Source organism: Streptomyces sp. NPDC001292 (assembly GCF_042896465.1).
GTDB lineage: Bacteria > Actinomycetota > Actinomycetes > Streptomycetales > Streptomycetaceae > Streptomyces.
In genome coordinates, this window is sequence record NZ_JBIAXG010000010.1 from 1 (window position 1) to 20565 (window position 20565).

At 70.1% G+C, this 20565-nt stretch carries 20 protein-coding genes and 1 rRNA gene; 10 read left to right on the forward strand and 11 right to left on the reverse strand.

Annotated elements, in window-relative coordinates; all coding sequences use genetic code 11:
- Both rrf and ACFY4A_RS13505 read left to right on the forward strand, forming a co-directional pair.
- Positions 1 to 90, forward strand: a 5S ribosomal RNA gene (gene rrf, locus ACFY4A_RS13500); the annotation flags it as partial.
- Between the two features lie 69 nt (positions 91 to 159).
- Complete coding sequence (locus tag ACFY4A_RS13505; protein ID WP_390829587.1) at positions 160 to 726, forward strand: GNAT family N-acetyltransferase; 567 nt, start codon at positions 160 to 162, stop codon at positions 724 to 726.
- 72 nt (positions 727 to 798) lie between these two features.
- Here the strand turns inward: ACFY4A_RS13505 and ACFY4A_RS13510 are convergent, their stop codons facing one another.
- The 6 genes from ACFY4A_RS13510 to ACFY4A_RS13535 form a co-directional block, all read right to left on the reverse strand.
- Positions 799 to 2355, reverse strand: coding sequence for a type IV secretory system conjugative DNA transfer family protein (locus tag ACFY4A_RS13510; RefSeq protein ID WP_390829588.1), 1557 nt, complete (start codon positions 2353 to 2355; stop codon positions 799 to 801).
- Between the two features lie 13 nt (positions 2356 to 2368).
- Complete coding sequence (locus ACFY4A_RS13515) at positions 2369 to 3793, reverse strand: ATP-binding protein (protein ID WP_390829589.1); 1425 nt, start codon at positions 3791 to 3793, stop codon at positions 2369 to 2371.
- A 14-nt stretch (positions 3794 to 3807) separates the two neighbouring features.
- A complete protein-coding gene (locus ACFY4A_RS13520; RefSeq protein ID WP_390829590.1) occupies positions 3808 to 5367 on the reverse strand; it encodes an SCO6880 family protein in 1560 nt (519 codons plus the stop codon).
- The gene (locus ACFY4A_RS13525) at positions 5364 to 6701 is read right to left on the reverse strand and encodes a hypothetical protein (protein ID WP_390829591.1); all 1338 of its coding nucleotides are present in this window, start codon (positions 6699 to 6701) and stop codon (positions 5364 to 5366) included. The genes ACFY4A_RS13520 and ACFY4A_RS13525 overlap by 4 nt, the downstream gene beginning before the upstream one ends.
- Positions 6691 to 7539 (reverse strand): hypothetical protein, encoded by an 849-nt coding sequence (locus ACFY4A_RS13530; RefSeq protein ID WP_390829592.1) that lies wholly within the window; start codon positions 7537 to 7539, stop codon positions 6691 to 6693. The genes ACFY4A_RS13525 and ACFY4A_RS13530 overlap by 11 nt, the downstream gene beginning before the upstream one ends.
- A gap of 225 nt (positions 7540 to 7764) precedes the next feature.
- A complete protein-coding gene (locus ACFY4A_RS13535) occupies positions 7765 to 8073 on the reverse strand; it encodes a hypothetical protein (protein ID WP_009189392.1) in 309 nt (102 codons plus the stop codon).
- A gap of 457 nt (positions 8074 to 8530) precedes the next feature.
- Between ACFY4A_RS13535 and ACFY4A_RS13540 the strand changes: the two genes are divergently transcribed.
- From ACFY4A_RS13540 to ACFY4A_RS13550, 3 genes are all read left to right on the forward strand, one after another.
- Positions 8531 to 9403, forward strand: a complete 873-nt coding sequence (locus tag ACFY4A_RS13540; RefSeq protein WP_390829593.1) for a trypsin-like serine peptidase — start codon at positions 8531 to 8533, stop codon at positions 9401 to 9403.
- 133 nt (positions 9404 to 9536) lie between these two features.
- Positions 9537 to 10544 (forward strand): NlpC/P60 family protein, encoded by a 1008-nt coding sequence (locus ACFY4A_RS13545; protein WP_390829594.1) that lies wholly within the window; start codon positions 9537 to 9539, stop codon positions 10542 to 10544.
- A 248-nt stretch (positions 10545 to 10792) separates the two neighbouring features.
- Entirely contained in the window at positions 10793 to 11503 is a 711-nt protein-coding gene (locus ACFY4A_RS13550; RefSeq protein WP_390829595.1) for a phosphatase PAP2 family protein, read from the forward strand.
- Between the two features lie 62 nt (positions 11504 to 11565).
- Here the strand turns inward: ACFY4A_RS13550 and ACFY4A_RS13555 are convergent, their stop codons facing one another.
- Positions 11566 to 13158, reverse strand: coding sequence for an FAD-binding oxidoreductase (locus ACFY4A_RS13555; RefSeq protein WP_390829596.1), 1593 nt, complete (start codon positions 13156 to 13158; stop codon positions 11566 to 11568).
- 466 nt (positions 13159 to 13624) lie between these two features.
- Between ACFY4A_RS13555 and pstS the strand changes: the two genes are divergently transcribed.
- From pstS to pstB, 4 genes are all read left to right on the forward strand, one after another.
- Entirely contained in the window at positions 13625 to 14752 is a 1128-nt protein-coding gene (gene pstS / locus ACFY4A_RS13560; protein WP_390829597.1) for a phosphate ABC transporter substrate-binding protein PstS, read from the forward strand.
- Between the two features lie 102 nt (positions 14753 to 14854).
- Positions 14855 to 15862, forward strand: a complete 1008-nt coding sequence (pstC, locus tag ACFY4A_RS13565) for a phosphate ABC transporter permease subunit PstC (protein ID WP_390829598.1) — start codon at positions 14855 to 14857, stop codon at positions 15860 to 15862.
- Positions 15859 to 16911 (forward strand): phosphate ABC transporter permease PstA, encoded by a 1053-nt coding sequence (gene pstA, locus ACFY4A_RS13570; protein WP_390829599.1) that lies wholly within the window; start codon positions 15859 to 15861, stop codon positions 16909 to 16911. The genes pstC and pstA overlap by 4 nt, the downstream gene beginning before the upstream one ends.
- A 65-nt stretch (positions 16912 to 16976) precedes the next feature.
- On the forward strand, positions 16977 to 17753 hold the full coding sequence (gene pstB / locus ACFY4A_RS13575) for a phosphate ABC transporter ATP-binding protein PstB (protein ID WP_390829600.1): 777 nt from the start codon (positions 16977 to 16979) through the stop codon (positions 17751 to 17753).
- Between the two features lie 130 nt (positions 17754 to 17883).
- Here pstB and ACFY4A_RS13580 read toward each other — a convergent pair whose 3' ends face one another.
- The 3 genes from ACFY4A_RS13580 to ACFY4A_RS13590 are packed head-to-tail and all read right to left on the reverse strand — an operon-like array spanning position 17884 to position 19742.
- Positions 17884 to 18084 (reverse strand): DUF5988 family protein, encoded by a 201-nt coding sequence (locus ACFY4A_RS13580; protein WP_361420425.1) that lies wholly within the window; start codon positions 18082 to 18084, stop codon positions 17884 to 17886.
- Between the two features lie 31 nt (positions 18085 to 18115).
- Entirely contained in the window at positions 18116 to 19114 is a 999-nt protein-coding gene (locus ACFY4A_RS13585) for an anion permease (RefSeq protein WP_390829601.1), read from the reverse strand.
- Positions 19115 to 19121: 7 nt separating this feature from the next.
- Positions 19122 to 19742: a DUF47 domain-containing protein gene (locus tag ACFY4A_RS13590; protein ID WP_390829602.1), complete on the reverse strand. Its 621-nt coding sequence runs from the start codon at positions 19740 to 19742 to the stop codon at positions 19122 to 19124.
- Between the two features lie 215 nt (positions 19743 to 19957).
- Here ACFY4A_RS13590 and ACFY4A_RS13595 point away from each other — a divergent pair, with 215 nt between their 5' ends.
- Positions 19958 to 20311 carry a metal-sensitive transcriptional regulator gene (locus ACFY4A_RS13595; protein ID WP_390829603.1) on the forward strand — a complete coding sequence of 118 codons (354 nt, stop codon included), beginning with the start codon at positions 19958 to 19960 and terminating at the stop codon, positions 20309 to 20311.
- A 38-nt stretch (positions 20312 to 20349) separates the two neighbouring features.
- Here ACFY4A_RS13595 and ACFY4A_RS13600 read toward each other — a convergent pair whose 3' ends face one another.
- Complete coding sequence (locus tag ACFY4A_RS13600) at positions 20350 to 20553, reverse strand: hypothetical protein (protein ID WP_390829604.1); 204 nt, start codon at positions 20551 to 20553, stop codon at positions 20350 to 20352.
- Positions 20554 to 20565: the final 12 nt, after the last annotated feature.

The window sequence follows — 20565 nt, forward strand, 5'->3', positions numbered from 1 at the left end:
CCCGGTTACATTCCGAACCCGGAAGCTAAGCCTTACAGCGCCGATGGTACTGCAGGGGGGACCCTGTGGGAGAGTAGGACGCCGCCGAACAAATTTTGAAGAAAGGGCCCACACCGAAAAGGTGTGGGCCCTTTCGTTTTGGTGCATTACCGTGGCCCCATGAGCAGCCCCAGCAGCACTGAGCAGTACGTCGTCCGTGCCGTACGCACCGACGAGTGGCCCGCCGCGAAGGCGTTGCGGCTCGTCGCGCTCCAGGACCCGGTGGCCCACCTCGCCTTTCTGGAGACGTACGACGACGCCGCGGCCAGGCCGGACTCGTTCTGGCAGGAGCGGACGGCCGGGGTTGCCGAGGGGTCGAGCGACGCTCGGCAGTTCATCGTGCAGGGACTGGACGGCGAGTGGGTCGGAAGCGCGACCGTGCTCGTGGAGGAGGACGGCACGACGGACTGGGCCGGGTTCCCGATCGAGCGGCGGCAGGGACACGTCGTCGGTGTCTATGTGCGGCCCGAGCACCGCGGGTGCGGACTGACCGAGGTGCTGTTCGACGAGGCCCTGCAATGGGCCTGGGAGACCGGCGTGGAGCGGGTGCGGCTGATCGTGCACGAGGACAACGGGCGGGCCCTGCGCTTCTACCGCAGGATTGGGTTCCTGCCGAGCGGGGTCACCGTGCCGTTGACGGCCGGCTCGGCGGAGTCCGAGTTGGAGTACGTCCTCGAACGCCCCTGAGCCTCCTGGACAGCCCAGAGAGCGGTCCTGAGCCTCAGCCCCGGAGGGGCGCAAGGCGGCACAAGGCGGATGTCACGCCGGGAGTTCGTCGTGCGGCCAGCGGGCGCGGGCCTGCTCGCGGGAGCGGAGCAGGGCCAGCGTGGGCAGCCCCTGGTCGGCTCCGGCGGCCAGCAGCTCCGGGACCTGGGGAAGCGGGGCGACGGCGGCCACGTCGTCCAGGACCAGCGTGAGTGGTGGGTCGAGGCGACCGGAGGATGACCGTTCGGCCATGCGCCGGCCGCGCTCGACCACGCTTGAGGCGAGTGCCGTCAGGAGGGGCATCGCACCCGGGTTGGTCCGGGGATCCTCGAGGGATTCGCCGACCACATAAAGCGTGCCCCCTTCGTTCACGAAGGAATCCAAGGCGACGGCATCAGTTCGGTTTGGAGTGCAGGCCTCGCGGATGTTCACCGCGAACAGTGAGGCCAGTGCGCGACTGGTCAACTCCTGTGCGATGTCACGCCGTTCGGGATACGAGGTGAGCGAGGCCTCGAGCTCGCCGGCCGATCCGGCGGCGGCCTTGGGGTTCGTGCGGAGGATTCGCACGGCCTCCTGGACCTGTGCGCCCTGCGCCCAGCGATGGACGTGGCGGACGGCGCGGCCGTCTATGGCGGCGGCGTGCAGGAAGCTGCGCATCAGGGTTTCCGCGGTGTCGCCGGTCGCCTGGTCGACCTTGGCGGTGGGGCGGACCGGGGCGAGCAGTGCGGCGGCTCTGGTGGCCGCCGTCGCCTTGTCCTCGCAGCCCGCCGTGGGGGACCAGTGGAGGCGGGCCGGGGTGTCGCAGAGGTGGGCGGGGTCGTAGAGGAGAACCGGGCCCAGCTTGGCCCGGGAGTCCTTCGTCTCCTGCCACAGGGCCGGGTTCGACGTGACGACGAGAGCCGGGCCCGCCGCGTCCCGGATCGCCTGCGCCGCGGCCACCTGCCGGGCTTCCCGCGGGGCGACCAGGATCTTCTCCCGTCCGCCGACCGGCCCACCACGGCTGCCGGCGGCGAGGGGCACGGGGTGCGGCGCGAGGGCCGCCGCGGGGCCCGCCCGGTCCTGCGGGGCCTCCTGGGGGACCTCCGCCGGCTGCCGGCCGGCCACGAGCGGCCGTCCGGGCTCCGGGGCGGTCCGCTGGGTGGGGACCTCGTGGGGGACCGGTGCAGGCTCCTCCTGGGGTGCCGGCGCCGCCACCCGCTCCCGGGCCGCCGCTCTCTCCGCCCGTCTGCGCAGTCTCCCGGCTCTCCACCGGGCCACCGTGCCCAGCACGAACACGGTCAGCACGAACAGCACCATCAGCTGGCCGATGAACAGGCCCCAGAACAGCCCGTACCCCGACAGCCGCTCAGGCGGCGTGTCCGGCCAGGCGCCGGGGATGTCGTGCGGGTCGGCGATGAGGTGGCGCATCGCGAGTGGCGTACGGGCGAAGGCGACCCCGGAGGGCCAGGAGTCGTGGGCGAACAGGCCGGCGAGTCCGGTGGCCGTCCACACCAGCAGGGTCATGCCGAGCAGGAAGGCCAGGACGCCGACCAGCAGGCCGTCGGGAACGCCGCCCTGGCCGTCCCGCCGGCCCTGGCGGCCCTGTCCGTGGTCGCGGTCGTCCGGTCTCACGCGCGCGTTCCCCCTAGGCCACCGTCGACTCTGAGGAGCCGTCCAGGTCGGCGATGTGCTGTCCCATGAAGGCCGCCGCCCGTTCCTCGGCCTCCAACTCCGCGGCGCGCAGGGCGTCGTCGGAGACGCGGTCGCTGGAGGACTCCGTCATGGCGCGGTCGGTGAAGACCAGCGGCCGCTCGGTCTCGGTGACCAGGTGTTTGACCACTTGGACGTTGCCGTTGACGTCCCACACCGCGATACCGGGGGTGAGCGTCGGGATGATCTCGACCGCCCACCTGGGCAGGCCGAGCACCCGTCCCGTCGCCCTCGCCTCGTCCGCCTTCTGGGCGTAGATCGTCCTGGTGGAGGCCATCTTCAGGATCGCGGCGGCCTCCTTGGCCGCCGCTCCGTCCACCACGTCGGACAGGTGGTGGACGACGGCGACGAACGACAGACCCAGCCGGCGGCCGAACTTCAGCAGCCGCTGGAACAGCTGTGCCACGAACGGGCTGTTGATGATGTGCCAGGCCTCCTCGACCAGGAAGATGCGCTTCTTGCGGTCGGGGCGGATCCAGGTGTGCTCCAGCCACACGCCGACGATCGCCATCAGGATCGGCATGGCGATGGAGTTGCGGTCGATGTGGGACAGGTCGAAGACGATCAGGGGCGCGTCCAGGTCGATGCCGACCGTGGTGGGACCGTCGAACATGCCGCGCAGGTCACCGTCGACCAGTCGGTCCAGGACCAGGGCCACGTCCAGGCCCCAGGCCCGCACGTCGTCTGTGGCGACGTTCATCGCCTCGGCCGACTCCGGCTCGGGGTGCCGGAGTTGCTCGACGATGTCCGACAGCACCGGCTGGCGTTCCACGATCGTCTCGTTGACGTAGGCGTGGGCGACCTTCAGCGCGAAGCCGGAGCGCTCGTCCAGGCTGTGTCCCATCGCCACCTCGATGATGGTCCGCAGCAGCGCCAGCTGGCCCGTGGTCGTGATCGACGGGTCCAGGGGGTTGAGCCGGATGCCGTGGTCCAGGGCCGCCATCGGGTCCAGCCGGATCGGCGTTATCCCCAGCTCCTCCGCGATGAGGTTCCACTCGCCCACCCCGTCCTCGCCCTGGGCGTCGAGGACGACGACCTGGCGGTCGCGGAAGCGGAGCTGGCGCAGGACGTAGGTCTTCTCCAGCGCCGACTTGCCGTTGCCGGACTCGCCGAGGACCAGCCAGTGCGGGGCGGGGAGCTGCTGGCCGTACAGCTGGAAGGGGTCGTAGATGTAGCCCTTCCCGGAGTACACCTCGCGGCCGATGATGACGCCCGAGTCGCCGAGGCCGGGCGCGGCGGTGGGCAGGTAGACCGCCTGGGCCTGGCCCGTGGACGTTCTCACCGGCAGCCGGGTCGTCTCCACCTTCCCGAACAGGAAGGATGTGAAGGCGTCCGTGAGTGCGGTCAGCGGGTCCCGCATCAGAGCATCAGCCCCTACCGTCGGATTCCGGTGGCGAACGGGAGCGTGTTCACGAAGGCGCGGTGGTGCTCGCGGTCGCACCACTCGAGTTTCAGGTAGGACTTCCCGGCCGAGGCCCTGATCGTCCGTTTGTCGCGGGCCAGGGACTCGGGGGAGCGGGAGGACACGGTGATGTAGCCGACCAGGTTGACGCCGGCCGCGCCGCTGGCGAGGTCCTCGCCGCGCTGGTCGAGGCGGCTGTGGGCGGCCACGTCGCGCGGGTCCACGGTGCGGTTCATCTTCGCGGCGCGGCTGGCCTCGGCGACGTCGTTGGTCTTCTCGGTCAGCATGCGCTCGATGGCGACCTCGGTGGGTTCGAGGTCCATCGTGACGGCGACGGTGCGGATGACGTCCGGGGTGTGGACGAGGAGGGGCGCGAGGAAGTTCACGCCGACCGGGGTCATCGGCCACTCCTTGATCCAGGCGGTGGCGTGGCACCAGGGCTCGCGGGTCGCCGACTCGCGGGTCTTGGCCTGGAGGTACGTCGGCTCCATGGCGTCCAGCTCGGCCGGCCAGGCGTTGCGCTTGGTCATCGCCTGGATGTGGTCGATCGGGTGGTCCGGGTCGTACATGGAGTGGATCAGCGAGGCCAGCCGCCCCTGACCGAGCGGCTGCCGTACGCGGATGTCGGCCTCCTGGAGCCGGGAGCAGATGTCGGTCAGCTCGCGGGCCATGACGACCGCGAGTCCGGCGTCCCGGTCCAGCTTGCGGCCCGCGTGGGGCCGGGCGGCCCGCGCCATGGCGTGGGCCTCGGCGGCGAGTTCGCGGGTGTAGTGCATGCAGGCGACGAGGTAGGCGCGGTGCTGCTCGCTGCTGGTGGACACCATGGACTGCAGTTGGTCGTAGGACCGCTGGAGCCACTGCGGCGCCCGCTCGTCCCCACGTACGACGACGTCCTTGGCGTGGGCGTCGGGGTCGGCGGGGAGGGTGCGGGCGAGCATCTGCAGGCGGGTGACGAAGCCGTCGCCGTTGGCCACGTGCTTGAGCAGGGTGCCGAAGCGGTCGACGAGGGCCTCCTGGTCCTCGGAGTCGCGCAGGCCGACGCCGGGGCCCTCGATCTCGATGGCGGCGGTGACCGTCTTGCGGTCGGCGTGCAGCAGTACGGCGATCTCGTCCGGCCCGAACGGCGCGGCGAGCCAGGTGATCCGGCCGATGCCGGGCGGCGGCCCGATCTCGACCTCCCGCCCGTCCAGGTCCGTTCCGGCCTCCATCACGCCCGAGCGATAGACGGCGCCGCGCTTGACGGTGCGCTTGTAACTGCGGTTGATCTCGAACCACTTGTAGAACGTGCGGTGCCGGTACGGCACGTAGACCGCGGCCAGCGACAGCAGCGGGAAGCCCGTCAGCAGCACGATGCGCAGGGGCAGCACCGGGACCAGAAGGCCGCACATCATGCCGATGAACGCGCCCGCGATGATCAGGGCGATCTCGCCGGTCTCGCGGTTGCGGCCGACGATAGCGTTCGGCCGGGCGCGGCCGATCAGATATGTACGGCGGGGCGTGACCGCGTGGGACACGTGGGAATCGGTCGTCAACGCCCTTCACCTCCCGTGCGGTTGGTACTGCTGTTGCGGGTGCTTCCGGCGTGGGGGGTGTTCACCGGGCTGGGTGCGCGGGGAGCGGGTGCGGCGGAGGGGACAGATCCGCCGCCACCGTCCGGGACGCGCGCGCTGTGCGCGGCGACGCCTCCGGACGCCGGGTTGGCCGGGCGCGGGGCGGACGACTGGCCGCCGCCACCGCCGTTGCTGTCGGCCCGGGTGCTGTGGGTCTTGATGCCCTGCGCGACCAGGGTGGCCGGGGAGCTGATGACCGCGGCGGCCTTGCCCTCGGCGCCCCGCATGATGCGGTTGTTGCGGCCGGCCGCGATCTCGTCGCCGAAGCCCGGGACGAACCGGTAGATCATGGCGCTGGCGAAGATGGCCAGCAGGATGATCGCGAGGCCGGAGACGACCGCGGAGAAGGCGCCGGGTCCGTTGTCGCCCGAGGAGAGCGCCCCGGCGAGCCCGAGCACGATCACGATGACCGGCTTCACCAGAATCACCGCGATCATGATTCCGGCCCAGCGGCGCACGTGCCCCCACAGGTTCTTGTCGACCAGCCCGGCGTAGACGACGGTGCCGAGCAGGGCGCCGACGTAGAGCAGGGCGGCGCGGATGACGAGTTCCAGCCAGAGCACGCCGGCGGCGAGGATGGAGACCAGGGAGACGACGATCAGCATGATCGGTCCGCCGCCGATGTTCTCGCCCTTGGCGAGCGCGGCGGAGAACGTGCCGAAGAAGGTGTCGGCCTGGTCGCCGGTCGCCTTGGCGAGGACGTCGGAGACGCCGTCGGTGGCCGAGACGACCGTGTAGAGGATCAGCGGGGTGAAGGCCGAGGCGAGCACGGTCAGCCACAGGAAGCCGACCGCCTCGGAGATGGCGGTGGCCAGCGGCACACCGCGCACGGCCCGCTTGGCCACGGCCAGCAGCCAGAGCAGCAGCGTGAGCACGGTCGACGCGGCGAACACGACCGCGTACTGCTGGAGGAACTTCTGGTTGGTGAAGTCGACGTTCGCGGTCTCCTGCACGGCCTGGCTGAGCTTGGTGACGGTCCAGGAGGCGGCGTCGGCACAGCCCTTGGCGAGGGAGGAGAGGGGGTCGAGGGTGGAAGTGGGGTCGGGGGCCCGGGAATTGCCGCCGCTGGTGCCGTTGCCACGCTCGCAGTACTGCCTGGCCCGGCCGACGATGAGGTCGCAGTTGTTGTTGCTCGGCGACGGCGTCGGGCTGGGTGAGGGCGCGGCGACGGCACGGGCCGCCAGCAGCACGGCCGAGGTCTGCACGGCTGCCACGGCTCCGGTGAGCCCGAGCAGGCGCTGCTTGCTACCGGGCATACGTGAACCCTCCGTACTCTTCGATGGCCTTGCGGATCTCGTCGGAGGTGGCGGCCTTGTCGTCACCGGGGACCGGGGCGGGGCCGTCCTCCTGCGAGTCGGAGACGATCTTCCAGTCGCCTCTCGACCACTGGAGTTCGAACGTCCACGTCTTCCAGGACGAGGTGACCGGGTCGGTGGAGGTCTCCGCGGACATGCCGATGAGCCCCATGTACCAGACCGCAATCTCGGCGCTGCCGTCGCTGTACTGCTTCACGGTGGTGCCCACCGGCACCACGCGTGAGACGAACGTGCTGCCGGCGGGTGGGTTGCCGTCCGCGTCCAGGCCCATCCTGTCGAGGAAGTCCGCCGAGTAGGCCTGGTCCATGGGTCCTTGGAGCCTGGCCGCCGCGTCGGGGGTGTAGAGGAGGTCCAGGAGGGTGTGCCGGGTGTCCTTCTTGAACATGCCGGTCGAGCCGAGGGCCACGGCGTAGTTCGCGGCAGCGCTCTGCGCCCCCTGTTCGTCGTGTGCGAAGCCCGAGGGGATTCCGCCCGTCTTCGTGTGCACCGGCTGCTTGCCGGTCGCCGCGGTCGCCGCCGCCTTCGGCTTGTCGGCGTTGCCGCCGGCGGCGGGGGAGCGGCCTCCCGAGCGGTTCGCGAAGGCGATCGCGGCGATGAGGAGGACGACCACGGCGACCACCGTGATCAGGCTGCGCGAGGACGAGCGGCCGCCGCGCCGCGCGCCTCCGTAGGGGTCGCCGGGCCGGTCCGGGAGCCGGGTGCGGGTCTGCCCGCCCGCGTACGGCCCGTCGTCGGCGCGCGCCGAATCGCCGTACCCGTGCCCGTCTGAGCGACTCATGCCCCGTACGCCCCCTCGACCTCGTACCGGAATGCGTGGAAGTACGACGGTAGCCGTGCTGGTTCCCGCGTGGACGCGGTGTGGTGACTCGACATCAGGGAAACGCAACCTCAGCCGGTGGGCACGGTGGGTGGGTAGGGGCAGCGGGGGCACCGGGCGCGCCCGGAGGGTCCGACCGGCGGTGCGCACGGAGCACCGTGCGCGGCATGCGCGGGTGTGCGCCGGTTACACGGCCATGCCGTACACGATGGTGAAGAGCGTGCCGAGCGAGCCGATGATGAACACGCCCGTCAGACCGGCGATGATCAGGCCCTTGCCCTGTTCGGCGCTGAACGTGTCGCGCAGGGCCGTGGCGCCGATGCGCTGCTTGGCGGCGCCCCAGACGGCGATGCCGAGGCAGAGCAGGATGGCCACGGCCATCACCACCTCGATCATCACCTTCGCCTCGTTGCCCAGGCTGCCGAAGGGCCCCCAGTTCGGAGCGATCCCGCCGATGATGGTGTTGATGTCTCCCTTGTCGGCCGCAAAGAGCATGTAAGTCACCGCCCCTGTTGGGTAGTTCCGCGTCCCCTGTCCTCGTGCAGAGGTCAGGCCCATTCTCGCCGACAATGACGCCGCCGTATGTCGACTTGGCGGCATTGCCTGGTGGGTTTCGTACGTATGGTCACTCTGTGTATCACGGCAGGTCACGCCGGGCAATGAAGTCCGACCGCAACCCGTGGTGTGGTTCCGTCGTTGACGTTTCTTCCGTGCCGGCGCGGTTTCTGACGACCAGTCGGGTGAGCGGTCGCCCGTGGCCGATGGTCTCACGCTTTTCCGCTGCGGCACCGCGTTCCCGCGTCCGGCGGCTCCGGCGTCGAGCGGGGCGCGTCAGGAGGGACGCGTCGGGAGAGCGGTGTGAGGCCGGTCATACGATGAACGGGCGTTTCACAGGAGAATCTCAGAGAAGTCGGGGTCCGATTCTCACCCCCGTCCGTCACAGTGGAGCCTGATGAAGCGCACCTCAGGTATCAAGAGCCCCGCTGATCGCGCACGTCCCGGGCCCCGCCGGGCCGGTGCGCGGGCGCTGTTCGCCATTCTGGTGCTGCTGGCCGTGGCCTCGGCCTCCGTCGCGGCCGCGCACGACGGGCCCGGTCCGCTCGGGGTGAACGGTCCGCTCGGGGTGACCGGTCCGCTCGGGGTGACCGGTCCGCTCGGGGTGACCGGTCCGCTCGGGGTGACCGGCGTCACGTCGAAGACCCCGCAGAGCGCCCGGGTCGGGGCGCTGTTCGGCGCGGACAAGGCCGGCGATCTCACCGGCAACCACTTCTGCACGGCCTCGGTGGTGCACAGTCCCCACCGGAACCTCGTCGTCACCGCCGCCCACTGCCTGAGCGGGGACTCCGACCTGGTGTTCGTGCCGGGGTACCGGGACGGCCAGGCACCCTACGGCGTGTGGACGGTCAAGCGGCGCTTCCTGCCCAACGACTGGTCCGCGCACCAGGACGAGGACAGCGACATGGCCTTCGCCGTGATCGCCCCGCAGGACGGCAAGGGTGTCGAGGACGTCGTCGGCGCCAACCGCCTCGTCACCGGGGCGTCGACCGGGGTGAGCGCGGTCACCGTCACCGGCTATCCGGACTCCCGTGAGGTGCCCATCAGCTGCACCAACAGGCCGCAGGCCCACAGTGGCACCCAGCAGCGCATCGACTGCCCGGAGTTCACCGGCGGCACCAGCGGCAGCCCGTGGATCAACCATGACCAGGAGGTCGTCGGCGTGCTCGGCGGCCACGAGCAGGGCGGCTCGACGGCGGACACGTCGTACAGCGTGGTCCTCGGGACCGCCGCGGCGGAGCTCTACAAGGACGCGTCCGCCGATCCCTGATCCGCGCCGCGCTCTTGGCGGGGTTGCACGCCGGCCGGCCGCCGTGCTGCCCTGCGCCCGTGTGTGATCACCTCAAAAGCGCAGCGGGCGCCCCTACACTGTCGACGGCGGACTCCCGTGGGGTGAGGGGCGGTTGACGGTGCGTAAGGCATGGATCGTGGCGGTCGCCGCCGTCGCTTCCGGGCTCAGCTTCGTCATCCTGCTCGTCGTCGGCGTGTACGTCGTCGCGGGGAACATCGCGGGCGGGGTGGGCGGCGGGGCCGTGGGGCTCGCCAAGGGCGCCGTGCCGGCCGCGTACCAGTCCCTGGTGCAGAGGTGGGGCAACCTCTGCCCCGCGATCAACCCGGCTTTGCTGGCGGCCCAGTTGTATCAGGAGAGCGGGTTCAACCCGAACGCCAGTAGCCCCGCCGCGGCGCAGGGGATAGCGCAGTTCATCCCGAGCACCTGGGCCTCGCACGGCATCGACGGCGACGGCGACGGGAAGGCGGACGTCTGGAACCCGAATGACGCGATTCCGTCGGCCGCGTCCTACGACTGCGAACTCGCGTCGTACGTCAAGGACGTGCCGGGCAACGTCACGCACAACATGCTCGCGGCCTACAACGCGGGGGCCTACGCGGTGATCAAGTACGGCGGCGTGCCGCCGTACGCGGAGACCCGGAACTACGTGAAGACGATCACGACCCTGGAGAAGAGCTTCGCCGCCCCCGTGACCCGCGTCGACCCCTCCAAACAGGCCGCCGCGGCCATCTCCTTCGCGCAGGGCAAGCTCGGCACCCGCTATCTGTGGGGCGGGAACGGCACCGCTGAGCAGGGCGGACGGTTCGACTGCTCGGGGCTGACCAAGGCCGCCTACGAGAGCGTGGGGGTCACGCTGCCGCGGGTCGCCAACGACCAGTACAACGCCGGGCCCCACCCCGAGCGGGACGAACTGCTGCCGGGCGATCTGGTGTTCTTCTCCGACGACCTGACCAACTCGCGGGCCATCCGGCACGTCGGCATCTACGTCGGCGGCGGGTACATGATCGACGCACCGAGGCCGGGTGCCGTGATCCGCTTCGATCCCATCGACACACCCGACTACTTCGGGGCCACCAGGGTCACCGAGGATGGCGCGAAAGCGCTCCCCTCCGCAGTGTGAACGGACGGTGAGCCAACCCCCTGAGCTGCGGCGACGAGTCTCTCTTCGATAACGTCTGCGTGATCATTCGGTGGAGTTCGGAACGCATCGATCGGGGTCGTGCGTTGCTGATGACGTAGCCAAGTGGATGTCCGGTGCGTGCGTGTCCTGCGCGCGTGCAGCGGAAGCGGATCTACGACCACGGGGGTGGGCAGGGGCGGCGCACGCCGGGTGCGCCCGCGACGACACGACGAAGGGGCCTCAGCAGAATGGCTGGACTCGCCGAATCCGGGTCGAACCCCGACGTCGACCTGCTCTACGACATCAACAGCCTGGCCAAGGACGCGCCGCGCTGGTTCGACCGGGTCGTGGAGCACGTCGGTGAGTACGGGCTGCTGCTCGCCATGGTGCTGCTCGTGCTGTGGTGCTGGTGGTGCGTGCGGCGCCGGGGCGGCGAGGGGGCGGCGCCCGCCGTCGCCGCGCTGGTGTGGGTGCCGCTGGCGGCCGGTCTCGCGGTGCTCGTGAACGTGCCGATAAGGGGCTTCGTGCAGCGGCCCCGGCCCTTCCTGGACCACCAGGGGCTGGACGTCCTGGTGCAGGGGAAGACCGACTACTCCTTCGTGAGCGATCACGCGACGATCACCATGGCGATGGCGGTCGCGCTGTTCGTCGTCGACCGGCGCTTCGGTCTGGTGGGGATCGGGCTGGCGCTGCTCGAGGGGTTCTGCCGGGTGTACACGGGGGTGCACTATCCGACGGACGTGGTCGGCGGGTTCGCGCTGGGCACGGCTGTCGCGCTGCTGCTTTCCCCCCTGGCCATGGCCCTGCTCACGCCGCTGCTCAAGGCGGTCGAGAGGTCGGCGTGGGGCGGCCGGCTGGTGCGTGCGCGGGCTGCCGGTGCCGGTGCGGGCGACGCGGTGGTCTCCGACCGCCCCGCCGACGAGCGGGCGTCGGCGGAGGTGCGGGACCTGGCGGCGTAGCGGGGGCTCCCCCTGGGGGCCTCGTCGTGGCACCTCGCGCTACGGCCGTCGGCGGCCGGGTCTCACAGGCCCTGCGGGTACGAGAAGAAGCCCCGCGGGTCGTACTGCTGCTTCAGCTTGGCCAGGCGGGGCGCCGCGTCGCCGTAGTAGGCCGTGCGCCAGTTCCTGAGGGTGGGGTCGCTGTAGTTCTGGTAGGCCGCGCCGGAGGCGTAGGGCCGCATGGCGTCGTGCGCCGACGTCAGCCAGGACTGGGCCGCCGAGCCGGTGGTGCCCGGGCGCCAGGAGGCGACGTACTGGGCCAGCATGCGTGAGCGGCGGTGGACGAAGGCCGTCGCCGTCGGCGAGACCCGATTGACCGCCCCGCCGAGCGCGGTGAACGCGACGCTGCCCGCACCGCCCCGCACCGAGCGCAACTGGGCCAGCAGCGTCTGGATGCCGGCCGAGGACAGAGAGCGGTCGAAGAAGTCCGAGCGGGCCGCGTAGGTCTCGCGGCCGAGTCTGCCCTGCGGGGAGCGGCCGGGTGTCGTGCCCGGCAGGTGGCACTGGGCGTCCACCGGGAAGGACGAGCAGCCGGCGTAGGCCTCCATGGCCTGCTCGTAGGAGTGGCGCCGGAGTGACACGCGCGACGCCGGGGCGCCGATCGCCGCGGCCAGGCGGTCCACCGCGTTCTGCAACGCGCCGTAGGTGCCCAGGGAGAAGGCGGCCACGGACACGGTGGGCGCACCGCCCGCCGTTTTCTCCAGGTGCAGGGACGACCAGACCTCGTCCGGCTGGCCGGGCCCCCACTCCTGCCAGGCCTTCACCACCGCCGCCGCCTTCGCCCACGGCCAGGTCAGGTACGCCGACACGGCCTGGGGCGCGGGGTGGGTCCTGAACCGCAGTTCGGTAACGACGCCGAAGTTGCCGTTGCCCGCGCCGCGCAGCGCCCAGAACAGGTCCTTGTTCTCGGTGGCGTCGGCGGTAAGCTGCCTGCCGTCCGCGGTGACGAGGGTGGCCCGGGTCAGGCTGTCGCAGGTCAGGCCGTAGGCGCGGGCGACGACTCCGTGTCCGCCGCCCAGGACCAGGCCGGAGATGCCCACGGTCGGGCAGGAGCCGCCGGGGATCGTCACGCCCTTCGCGGTGAGTGCGCGGTAGATGTCGATGAGCTTGGCGCCGGCGCCGATCACCGCCGTGGAGCCGCTCGCCCGGACCTGGCTGAGCTTCGAGACGTCGATGATCAGCCGGCCGTCGCCGGAGGACCAGCCGCCGTAGGAGTGGCCGCCGTTGCGGAGGGCGACGCGGATGTGGTGGGCGCGGGCGTAGGACAGGACGGTCCGGATGTCCTCGGCGTGGGCCACGTACGCGACCGCGGCGGGCTTGAGGCTGTCGAAGCGGGTGTTGTAGAGCTGCTTGGCGGTCGTCCAGGAGGCGTCGCCGGGGCGGACCAGGCTGCCGTCCAGGGAGCGGGCGAGCGCGGCCCAGCCGGTGGGGGACGGGGTGCTGGTGGTTCTCAGTGCCGTACTCGCGGAGGCCGTGCCGGAAGCCGCCGACATCTCCGAGGCGGTCGTCAGGGCCGTCGCCGCCCGGGCCGACACGCCCCTGCCGCCGCTGCACGCGGTCGTCGCGACCGTGGCGATCGCCGCCGCGCCGCCTCCCAGGAAAGTCCGCCGTTCCATGCCCGCACCTCCTGTCGTTCCTGCGGAACGGGACGACGAGGCGGCCCGGAGGGTTCCGGGGAACCGCGCCGCAGGATTGCCACAGTACGGCGGTCGGGGCGTCACCGAAACGCGAGCGCGGGCCGCTTCGGTCGCGCGGGCCGCCGACACGGTGCAGTCTGCGTGGTGGGGAACACGGCGGAGTGGTGGGGGACACGGCGGACTCCCCGGGGTCCGGCGTGCCCCGTGCCCGTGGCGACCAGCCTTCCGCCGGCCATGTCTCCCCCGTGGCCTCGACGTAAGCATTCCGTGACCTCACCGCACCGTCGGCAGGGGTTCACCCCTCGTTCACTTCCGGCAATCGGCGGCTTCACCTGTTCTGCCTAATTTCGGCCTTACCCGGTGCTGGTGCGCAGCTCGGCGCATCGGTGTCGCCCACACCCTCGCACGCCGCCGATCAGGACGGCGGCTCTTGGAAGGAACTCAAGTGAAGCTTCAGCGCAAGACCCGGCGGGCACTCGCTCTCGGCGCACTCGCCGTCTCCGGCGCCCTGGCCCTCACGGCGTGCGGCTCCGACGACACCGGCAGCAAGAACAACGCCGGCGGCGGCAGCAGCACCACGGCCTCCAACAGCTCGATCAAGTGTGACGACGCCAAGGGCCAGCTGCTCGCCGACGGCTCCTCGGCGCAGAAGAACGCGATCGACGCCTGGGTGAAGCAGTTCAGCCAGGCCTGTGGCGTGCAGATCAACTACAAGGGCGGCGGCTCCGGTGCCGGTGTCACGGCGTTCACCCAGGGCCAGGTGGCCTTCGCCGGTTCCGACTCGGCGTTGAAGCCGGAGGAGGTCACCGCCTCCAAGAAGATCTGCACCGGCGGTCAGGGCATCGACCTGCCGATGGTCGGCGGCCCGATCGCGGTCGGCTACAACGTCCCGGGCGTGGACAACCTGGTCCTCGACGCTCCCACCCTGGCGAAGATCTTCGACAGCAAGATCAAGAACTGGGACGACGCGGCGATCAAGAAGCTGAACCCCGACGCCAAGCTCCCCAACCTCAAGATCCAGGCGTTCCACCGCTCGGACGAGTCCGGCACCACGGACAACTTCACCAAGTACCTGAAGGCCGCCACCCCCGAGAACTGGAAGTACGAGGGCGGCAAGGCCTGGCAGGCCAAGGGCGGTCAGGCTGCTCCGCAGTCCTCCGGCGTGGCCCAGCAGGTGAAGCAGACCAACGGCGCGATCGGCTACTTCGAGCTGTCGTACGCCAAGGGCATGTCGACGGTCGACATCGACACGGGCGCCTCCGCCCCGGTCAAGGCCACCGTCGAGAACGCCACCAAGGCCATCGCGGACGCCAAGGTCGTCGGTACCGGCAACGACCTGGCGCTGCAGTTGAACTACAACACCAAGGCCGAGGGTGCCTACCCGATGGTCCTGGTCACGTACGAGATCGTCTGCGACAAGGGCAACAAGGCCGACACCCTGCCGGCCACCAAGGCGTTCCTGCGCTACATCGCCAGCGAGGAGGGCCAGAGCATCCTCACCGAGAACGACTACGCGCCGATCCCTGACGCGATCATCAGCAAGGTCCGCACCACCATCGACGGCCTGAGCTGATCCGAGTGCGGCCCGGCCCCCAGCGGGGTCCGGGCCGCACCGTCCGGTGCACCGCCGCCAGGAGCCGTACGCCGCGTACGTCTCCGCAGACCGGAGATCCCGATGGACATATCAACGCATACGACAGGCGCCGACGCGCCTTCCCCTCAGCCGACCGCGGCCGAGCAGAAGCGCGCCGCCCGCGGTGCCACCCGCCCCGGAGACCGGATCTTCCTCGGTCTCACCCGTGGGTCGGGCATCCTGCTGCTCGTGGTCATGGCCGCGATCGCGGTCTTCCTCACCTACCGTGCCTCCCTGGCGATCAGCAAGGACCACGGCAACTTCCTGACCACCTTCGAGTGGAACACCGGCCTCCAGCCGCCGGTCTTCGGCATCGCCGTGCTGGCCTTCGGCACGGTGGTCTCCTCGATCATCGCCATGGTCATCGCCGTTCCCGTCGCGGTCGCCATCGCGCTCTTCCTCACGCACTACGCCCCGCGCCGGCTGAGCGGCCCCATCGCGTACGTGATCGATCTGCTCGCCGCCGTGCCATCCATCGTGTTCGGTCTGTGGGGCGCGCTGGTCCTGGTCCCGCACCTGGACGGCCTGTTCGGCTGGCTGAACGACTACCTCGGCTGGACCGGGATCTTCTCCTGGGAGGGCGGCGCCCCCCGCTCGCTTCTCACCGTCGGCATCCTGTTGGCGATCATGATCCTGCCGATCATCACCAACGTCAGCCGCGAGGTGTTCCGCCAGGTCCCGCGGATGCACGAGGAGGCGGCCCTGGCCCTCGGCGCCACGCGCTGGGAGGTCATTCGCATGTCGGTGCTGCCCTTCGGGCGGTCCGGCGTGATCTCCGCCTCGATGCTCGGTCTCGGCCGCGCGCTCGGCGAGACGATGGCCGTCGCCACCGTGCTGTCGCCGACCTTCACCATCCGGGCCAGCCTGCTCGACCCGGGCGGCGGCACCTTCGCCCAGAACATCGCCAGCAAGTTCAGTGAGGCGACGGAGTACGGCCGTGACGCGCTGATCGCCTCCGGTCTGGTCCTGTTCGTCATCACTCTGCTGGTCAACGGCGCGGCCCGCCTGATCATCGCCCGCCGCAAGGACTACTCGGGGGCCAACGCATGAGCCACGCAGCCATCGCCGACAAGCGCCCCAGCAGTCTGCGCGGCGCCAGCCTGCCCAAGTGGTCCCCGTGGGCCATCGCCCTCGGCTCCCTGGTCGCAGCGGTCGTCATCGGCCTGGCCGGCGGCCTCCACAGCCGCATCCAGTGGGGAGTGATCGCCGCGGTCCTCTTCGTCCTCGGCACCTACGGCGTCGCCGCCCGCGTCGAGGGCCGCCGCCAGGCCAAGGACCGGGTCGCGACCAGTCTGGTCTGGGTCGCCTTCCTGCTCGCCGTGGTGCCGCTGGTCTCCCTGGTCTGGACGACCGTCCAGCGCGGTGTGAAGGTCCTGGACGGCTACTTCCTGACCCACTCGATGGGCCTGGTCGCCGACACGGAGCCGGGCGGCGGCATCTACCACGCCATCATCGGCAGCCTCGAGCAGGTCGGCCTCGCCACCCTGATCGGCGCGCCGATCGGCGTGCTCACCGCGATCTACCTGGTGGAGTACGGGCGCGGCAGCCTCGCCCGGGCCGTGACCTTCTTCGTCGACGTCATGACCGGCATCCCGTCGATCGTCGCGGGCCTGTTCATCCTCAGCCTGATGCTGATCTTCAAGATGCAGCCGTTCGGGTTCGCCGGTTCGCTGGCCCTGGCCATCCTGATGATGCCCGTCGTGGTCCGCTCCACGGAGGAGATGCTCAAGCTCGTACCGAACGAGCTGCGTGAGGCGTCCCTCGCCCTGGGCGTGCCGAAGTGGCGCACGATCCTGCGGGTGGTCCTGCCCACCTCCATCGGCGGCATCACGACCGGCATCGTGCTGGCCATCGCCCGTATCGCCGGTGAGACCGCCCCCGTGCTGCTGCTGGTCTTCGGCAACCCCTTCATCAACACGAACCCCTTCGAGGGGGCGCAGTCCTCGCTGCCGCTGTACATCTACCAGCAGTACACGAACAGTGCGGGTTCCGGTGCGGCGTACGACCGTGCGTGGGCGGCCTCGCTCACCCTCATCGCCTTCGTGATGATCCTCAACCTCGTGGCCCGCGGCATCGCCCGCTGGAAGGCCCCCCGTTAACGATCTGCGGCTGCTGCCGCGCGGGGCCTGTCAGCGACCCCCGGACTTTTGGAAGTGAAGTAGTCATGGCCAAGCGAATCGATGTGAGCGGGCTCACCGCCTACTACGGCGCCCACAAGGCGATCGAGGACATCTCGATGACGATCGAGCCGCGCTCGGTGACGGCGTTCATCGGCCCCTCCGGCTGCGGCAAGTCGACGTTCCTGCGCACCCTCAACCGCATGCACGAGGTCACCCCGGGCGGCCGGGTCGAGGGCAAGGTGCTCCTGGACGAGGAGGACCTCTACGGCGCCGGGGTCGACCCGGTGGCCGTGCGCCGCGAGGTGGGCATGGTCTTCCAGCGCCCGAACCCGTTCCCCACCATGTCGATCTTCGACAACGTGGCGGCGGGACTGCGGCTGAACGGCAACTACCGCAAGAGCGAACTGAACGACATCGTCGAGAGGTCGCTCAAGGGCGCCAACCTCTGGAACGAGGTCAAGGACCGCCTGAACAAGCCCGGCTCGGGCCTCTCCGGCGGTCAGCAGCAGCGTCTGTGCATCGCCCGCGCCATCGCGGTCGAGCCGAAGGTGCTGCTCATGGACGAGCCCTGCTCCGCCCTGGACCCGATCTCCACGCTCGCCATCGAGGACCTGATCGGCGAGCTGAAGGAGCGCTTCACGATCGTCATCGTGACGCACAACATGCAGCAGGCGGCGCGCGTCTCGGACCGTACGGCGTTCTTCAACCTGGCGGCCGTGGGCAAGCCCGGCCGGCTGATCGAGATCGACGAGACCGAGCGGATCTTCTCCAACCCGTCCGTGCAGGCGACCGAGGACTACATCTCCGGCCGCTTCGGCTAGACCGCCGGTCCTCCCACAGATCCCTCGCGGTGCTGCATGGCGGTGCCACCGCGAGGTCGCAGAAGGGCCCGCCCCTGGCTCCCGGGGGCGGGCCCGCGCGATTCACCGGCCGGGGTGTGCGCCCGGCCGCTCACTCGGCGACTTCGGTGCGCTCCCACCACTGGTAGACGGTGACCTGTCCTTCCTTGCTGTCCTCGTGGCGCGAGGTGACCTTGTAGTGCTCGTATCCCCCGAGGTGCGGGATCTTCAGTTCCTGTCCGGGAGGGACCACCGGCACCACGGTGCCCGCGAGGTCCTCCGGCCCGCCTTCGAGGAGTGCCTTGCTCGTCATGGTTCCAGTGTCACCACACCGGGCCCGGCTGCTACAGGAACGCCAGCCTGATCAGCCAGAAGGCGCAGGCCGCCACGATCGCCGCGGCCGGCATGGTGATGAACCAGCCCAGGACGATGTTCTTCGCCACGCCCCAGCGGACGGCGTTGACCCGCTTCGTCGCGCCCACACCCATGATCGCCGAGGTGATCACATGGGTCGTGGAGATCGGCGCCTTGAAGAGGAACGCGGTGGCGAACATGATCGACGCGCCGGTGGTCTCGGCGGCGAAACCCTGCGGCGGGTCGAGTTCGATGATCTTGCGGCCCAGGGTGCGCATGATGCGCCAGCCGCCCGCGTAGGTGCCCAGCGACAGCATGAGCGCGGAGACCAGCTTCACCCATACCGGGATCGGGTCTCCGTAGTTCTCCACATCGGCGATGACCAGGGCCATCACCACGACACCCATGGTCTTCTGGGCGTCCTGAAGGCCGTGTCCGAGCGCCATGCCGGCCGCCGACACCGTCTGCGCTATGCGGAAGCCGCGCTTGGCCTTGTGCGGGTTGGTCCGGCGGAAGATCCACATGATCGCCGTCATGACCAGGTAGCCGACGACCAGGCCGACCACCGGGGACAGGAACATGGGGGTGACGATCTTGTCCAGCACGCCGGACCAGTACACCGTCGTACCGCCCGCGAGGGCCGCGCCCACCATGCCGCCGAACAGGGCGTGCGAGGAGGACGAGGGCAGGCCGAAGTACCAGGTGATCAGGTTCCAGACGATGGCCCCGAGGAGGGCGGAGAAGAGGATGCCCATCCCTTTGCCGCCGGTGGGCGTCTGGATCAGGCCCTCGCTGACGGTCTTGGCGACCCCGCTGCCGAGGAAGGCGCCGGCGAGGTTCATCACGGCGGCCATCGCCAGCGCGGCGCGCGGGGTGAGCGCCCGGGTCGACACGGAGGTCGCGATGGCGTTGGCGGAGTCGTGGAAGCCGTTGGTGTAGGCGAAGCCGAGTGCGACCAGGATGGTCAGGATCAGAGCGAAGGTGTCCATGGACGCCTCAGGACTCCTTGACCGCGATGGTCTCCACCGTGTTCGCCACGTGCTCGAAGGCGTCCGCGGCTTCCTCCAGCACGTCCACGATCTGCTTGAGCTTCAGCACCTCGATCGCGTCGTACTTGCCGTTGAACAGGTGCGCGAGCAGCTTGCGGTGGATCTGGTCCGCCTGGTTCTCCAGGCGGTTCACCTCGATCCAGTACTCGGTGAGGTTGTCCATGGTCCGCAGATGCGGCATGGCCTCGGCCGTCAGTTCCGCCGCCCTGGACAGAACCTCGATCTGCTGTTCGACGCCCTTGGGCAGTTCCTCGATGTTGTAGAGGACGACCAGGTCGACGGCCTCCTCCATGAAGTCCATGATGTCGTCGAGGGACGACGCGAGGGAGTAGATGTCCTCGCGGTCGAAGGGCGTGATGAACGAGGAGTTCAACTGGTGGAAGATCGCATGCGTGGCGTCGTCACCTGCGTGTTCCGCGGCCCGCATACGCTCTGCGATCTCGGCCCGGGCGGAAGCGTCCGCCCCGAGCAGTTCCATCAGGAGTTTCGAGCCCGTGACGATGTTGTCCGCGGACGCGGCGAACATGTCGTAGAAGCTCGTCTCCCTGGGGGTCAGACGAAAGCGCACGTGGGGTCCTCGGGGTGCTTCGGTTCGGGTCAGGGTGATGTTAAGCGCATCATCCGGCCACGGCTAAGGGGCCGTCCCCCAGTGTCGCCCATGAGCCGCCGTGCTCCGCACGGGGGCATGCCAAGGCCGCTGCTACCCGGCAGGATTCGTTACGATATACCCACTAGGGGTATGTCTCCTCGGTGTGTACCGAGAATTCCGAGAGCGAGGACGCGATGACGACCACCGAGGCCGGCGCGACGGCGCCCTCCGAGAACGTGAGGGGAATCACCGGAAACGAGCCCGTCACGCACGGTTACCACAAGCAGAAGGACGAGCACCTCAAGCGGCTCCGCCGGATCGAGGGCCAGATCCGCGGGCTCCAGCGGATGGTCGACGAGGACGTCTACTGCATCGACATACTCACCCAGGTGTCCGCCTCCACCAAGGCACTGCAGTCCTTCGCCCTGCAACTGCTGGAGGAGCACCTGCGGCACTGCGTGGCCGACGCGGCCGTCAAGGGCGGGTCGGAGATCGACGCGAAGGTGGAGGAGGCCACGAAGGCGATCGGGCGGCTGCTGCGCACCTGAGGCTCATTGGCCCGGGCGGCTGCCCGGGTACGTGAGGCTCACCGGCCGGGCGGCTGCCGGGGACCCGACGGTCTCCGGCCCGTGCCGGCCTCGCGCTCCTCGGCCACCCGCAGCACCTCGTCGATGCTCTCCAGGCTGAGCCGCTCCTCGGCGGCCGAGGCCGCGATGATCAGCTCGCCGCACAGCTCTATCTCGGCGAGGGCCACGTGGTCCTGAACTGCCGTACCGCCGAGCGGAGCCATGTGCGTCACCTC

Coding starts and splice junctions, on each gene's coding strand:
- ACFY4A_RS13550 (WP_390829595.1), top strand. CDS start 10,793: ATGGCTGGACTCGCCGAATCCGGGTCGAACCCCGACGTCGACCTGCTC.
- ACFY4A_RS13530 (WP_390829592.1), bottom strand. CDS start 7,539: ATGAGTCGCTCAGACGGGCACGGGTACGGCGATTCGGCGCGCGCCGAC.
- ACFY4A_RS13515 (WP_390829589.1), bottom strand. CDS start 3,793: ATGCGGGACCCGCTGACCGCACTCACGGACGCCTTCACATCCTTCCTG.
- ACFY4A_RS13600 (WP_390829604.1), bottom strand. CDS start 20,553: ATGGCTCCGCTCGGCGGTACGGCAGTTCAGGACCACGTGGCCCTCGCC.
- ACFY4A_RS13580 (WP_361420425.1), bottom strand. CDS start 18,084: ATGACGAGCAAGGCACTCCTCGAAGGCGGGCCGGAGGACCTCGCGGGC.
- ACFY4A_RS13585 (WP_390829601.1), bottom strand. CDS start 19,114: ATGGACACCTTCGCTCTGATCCTGACCATCCTGGTCGCACTCGGCTTC.
- ACFY4A_RS13525 (WP_390829591.1), bottom strand. CDS start 6,701: ATGCCCGGTAGCAAGCAGCGCCTGCTCGGGCTCACCGGAGCCGTGGCA.
- ACFY4A_RS13555 (WP_390829596.1), bottom strand. CDS start 13,158: ATGGAACGGCGGACTTTCCTGGGAGGCGGCGCGGCGGCGATCGCCACG.
- ACFY4A_RS13595 (WP_390829603.1), top strand. CDS start 19,958: ATGACGACCACCGAGGCCGGCGCGACGGCGCCCTCCGAGAACGTGAGG.
- ACFY4A_RS13505 (WP_390829587.1), top strand. CDS start 160: ATGAGCAGCCCCAGCAGCACTGAGCAGTACGTCGTCCGTGCCGTACGC.
- pstA (WP_390829599.1), top strand. CDS start 15,859: ATGAGCCACGCAGCCATCGCCGACAAGCGCCCCAGCAGTCTGCGCGGC.
- pstB (WP_390829600.1), top strand. CDS start 16,977: ATGGCCAAGCGAATCGATGTGAGCGGGCTCACCGCCTACTACGGCGCC.
- pstC (WP_390829598.1), top strand. CDS start 14,855: ATGGACATATCAACGCATACGACAGGCGCCGACGCGCCTTCCCCTCAG.
- ACFY4A_RS13535 (WP_009189392.1), bottom strand. CDS start 8,073: ATGCTCTTTGCGGCCGACAAGGGAGACATCAACACCATCATCGGCGGG.
- ACFY4A_RS13540 (WP_390829593.1), top strand. CDS start 8,531: ATGAAGCGCACCTCAGGTATCAAGAGCCCCGCTGATCGCGCACGTCCC.